Annotated in this window: 3 protein-coding genes; 1 reads left to right on the forward strand and 2 read right to left on the reverse strand. The window is 47.6% G+C overall.

Annotation, left to right across the window (positions count from 1 at the left end):
• Positions 1-244 precede the first annotated feature (244 nt).
• On the forward strand, positions 245-1,543 hold the full coding sequence (locus VE944_RS15885; protein ID WP_324978614.1) for an integrin alpha: 1,299 nt from the start codon (positions 245-247) through the stop codon (positions 1,541-1,543).
• A gap of 215 nt (positions 1,544-1,758) precedes the next feature.
• Here the strand turns inward: VE944_RS15885 and VE944_RS15890 are convergent, their stop codons facing one another.
• Positions 1,759-2,352 (reverse strand): Maf family protein, encoded by a 594-nt coding sequence (locus tag VE944_RS15890; protein WP_324978616.1) that lies wholly within the window; start codon positions 2,350-2,352, stop codon positions 1,759-1,761.
• Positions 2,353-2,462: 110 nt separating this feature from the next.
• Positions 2,463-2,942, reverse strand: a 480-nt coding sequence (gene psbP, locus VE944_RS15895) for a photosystem II reaction center PsbP (protein WP_324978618.1), incomplete at its 5' end; no start/stop codon positions are given.

Below are 2,942 nucleotides of genomic sequence, written 5' to 3' on the forward strand. Positions count from 1 at the left end.
TAACTCGTGATTAAACTTCCTAATTACGAATTACGAGTGCTGTAAATGGACGGTTAGAAACCATATCTGCACAAACAAAACCTGCGTTTCCTTGCCTATGGAACGCAGGTTTAAAAACTTTAATTTGTTAGTCCGCGCAAGTCCAAAGAGTTTGTGCAGTCGTCAATTCCATTTACCAAGGCTGTGGACTGACTCAATAGTACAGACGCGATTAATTGCGTCTCTATAAACATAGGAGAAAATCATGGTTATTTCATCATTTAATCTCTCTAACCTCAACGGCGCTAACGGCTTCACCATCAACGGCATCGCAGCGGGTGACTACTTAGGCTATTCTGTCAGCAGTGCCGGAGATGTCAACAATGACGGCTTCGACGACTTGATTATCGGGGCATATAATGCCGACCCCAACGGCTACGATTCAGGGCAGAGCTACGTGGTGTTTGGCAGCAGCACAGGCTTTGACGCCACTCTCAACCTCTCTAACCTCAACGGCACTAACGGCTTCACCATCAACGGCATCGCAGCGGGTGACGAATCAGGCTATTCTGTCAGCAGTGCCGGAGATGTCAATAGCGACGGCATCGCTGACTTGATTATCGGGGCACCCAATGCCGACCCAAACGGCACCGATTCTGGGCAGAGCTATGTAGTGTTTGGCAAGAGCACAGGCTTTAGCTCCACTCTCAACCTCTCTAACCTCAACGGCGCTAACGGCTTCACCATCAACGGCATCGCAGAGTATGACTTCTCAGGTGAATCTGTCAGCAGTGCCGGAGATGTCAACGACGACGGCATCGCTGACCTGATTATCGGGGCATCTTTAGCCTTCCCCAACGGTGTCACTTCTGGGCAGAGCTACGTGGTGTTTGGCAAGAGCACAGGCTTTGACGCCACTTTCAACCTCTCCACCCTCAACGGCGCTAACGGCTTCACCATCAACGGCATCGCAGAGGAAGACTACTCAGGCTATTCTGTCAGCAGTGCCGGAGATGTCAACAATGACGGCATCGCTGACCTGATTATCGGGGCACGCTATGCCGACTTCAACGGGTACTCTTCTTCTGGGCAGAGCTACGTGGTGTTTGGCAAGAACACAGGCTTTAGCGCCACTCTCAACCTCTCTAACCTCGATGGCACTAACGGCTTCACCATCAACGGCATCGCAGCGGATGACGAATCAGGCGTGTCTGTCAGCAGTGCCGGAGATGTCAACAGTGATGGCTTCGACGACCTGATTATCGGGGCATATATAGCCGACCCCAACGGCTCAGGTTCAGGGCAAAGCTACGTGGTGTTTGGCAACACAGGCTTTAGCTCTACTCTCAACCTCTCCACCCTCAACGGCGCTAACGGCTTCACCATCAACGGCATCGCAGGGAATGACTTATCAGGCTATTCTGTCAGCAGTGCCGGAGATATCAACAATGACGGCATCGCTGACCTGATTATTGGGGCACCCGGTGCCGACCCCAACGGCTCAGAATCTGGGCAAAGCTATGTGTTATTTGGCGTACCTTTAGTGCAATTACTTCTGCTGTAGGAACCGGTTTTAGTAATGCTAATAATTTTGAAGTTACTACTAATGGGGCAGCCAGCACTGCTGTGATTGTCTACAACCCTGTAACTGGGCATGTAGTACTAATGAACTCCAAAACTATACCCATAGCTGGATAGCATATTACTTTTTTAGTAACACTCAATACTTAATTGTCAGTAGCAAAACAACTGACTACTGAAAACTAACAATCCACACAATTATTGCCAAAAATCAGTGACATCATATCCCAATTCCCCTAGCATCTGCCGTAGCAGGGGTAAACTGAGTCCAATTACATTGCTGTGACAGCCTTCGATTTTTTCGACGAAGAAACTACCAAAACCTTCAATTGCAAAAGCTCCAGCACACTTAAGGGGTTCACCAGTGGCAACGTAAGCAAGAATTGCGCGATCGCTCATTTGGGCAAAGTAAACTCTTGTGACTTGAGACTTGACTATAGTGCGATTTTGAGATGAGTCAATTAATGCGTGACCTGTGTACAAGTCGCCAAAGTTACCTTGCATTATCTGCCAACGAGCGATCGCATCAGTTGTGTCTGGTGGTTTGCCATAAATTTCACCATTCATGGACAAAACTGAATCACAACCCATAATCAAAGCCGATTCAAACTGTGGGGCTACAGTTTCCGCCTTGTATTGGGCAAGAGTTTTGACCAATTCTGCTGGTTCACTTAATTCAATTTGCGATTCATCAAAATCACTTGCTCGAACTATCGGTTCAATACCAACAGTTTGCAGCAAGCGGCGTCGGGCTGGGGAAGCTGAGGCAAGTACAAAAGGTGGAATTTTCATGATATTTCTGACAAACTTTGTAATTGGGAATAGGGCATAGGGCACTGGGCATTGGGCATTGGTAATTCAGTTTCTTCCCCATTCCCCATTCCCCACTCCCCACTCCCCAATTAATAAACAGTAAAAGAATTGACAACCTCATCAATCATTCGTTTAACTCTCGACCAGCGTTTTTCAGGAATTGAGGCGTTGAGGGTAAAAACTTTACCACGGCTAACGGCGACGCTGGCGATGTTGTGTCGTTCCTGTTGATTGGGGAGTTTAACCTCATACTCCAAAAGGTAGTATATTTTACCGTCTACTTCTCGCTGTGCAGCATTGACTAATTCAGCTGAACGGCCAGAGTCAGGAGGTGCAAGAGCTGCTTTTCCCAACTTATATCCTACTTCTGTTGGGGTTCCCAATTCTGACAAAGTTTTGCCTTCGGGAACTGGGCTAATCACAACAGAAACATTTTCAGACACCTCAATCAAATCGTGGAAAACTACATCTGGGCCGTTGGCAACTTTAACTTGCAGCCAGCCGTTAGGATATAAAAACTGATAGCCATCATTAGTGTCTACAAAGCTTTTGAGTCCAGATGCTGCCGC

The organism is Nostoc sp., from assembly GCF_035638895.1.
Classification (GTDB): domain Bacteria; phylum Cyanobacteriota; class Cyanobacteriia; order Cyanobacteriales; family Nostocaceae; genus Nostoc.

Bases quoted from the DNA above. Each gene is read 5' to 3' on its own strand.
- VE944_RS15885 (WP_324978614.1), top strand. From the start codon at position 245: ATGGTTATTTCATCATTTAATCTCTCTAACCTCAACGGCGCTAACGGC.
- VE944_RS15890 (WP_324978616.1), bottom strand. From the start codon at position 2,352: ATGAAAATTCCACCTTTTGTACTTGCCTCAGCTTCCCCAGCCCGACGC.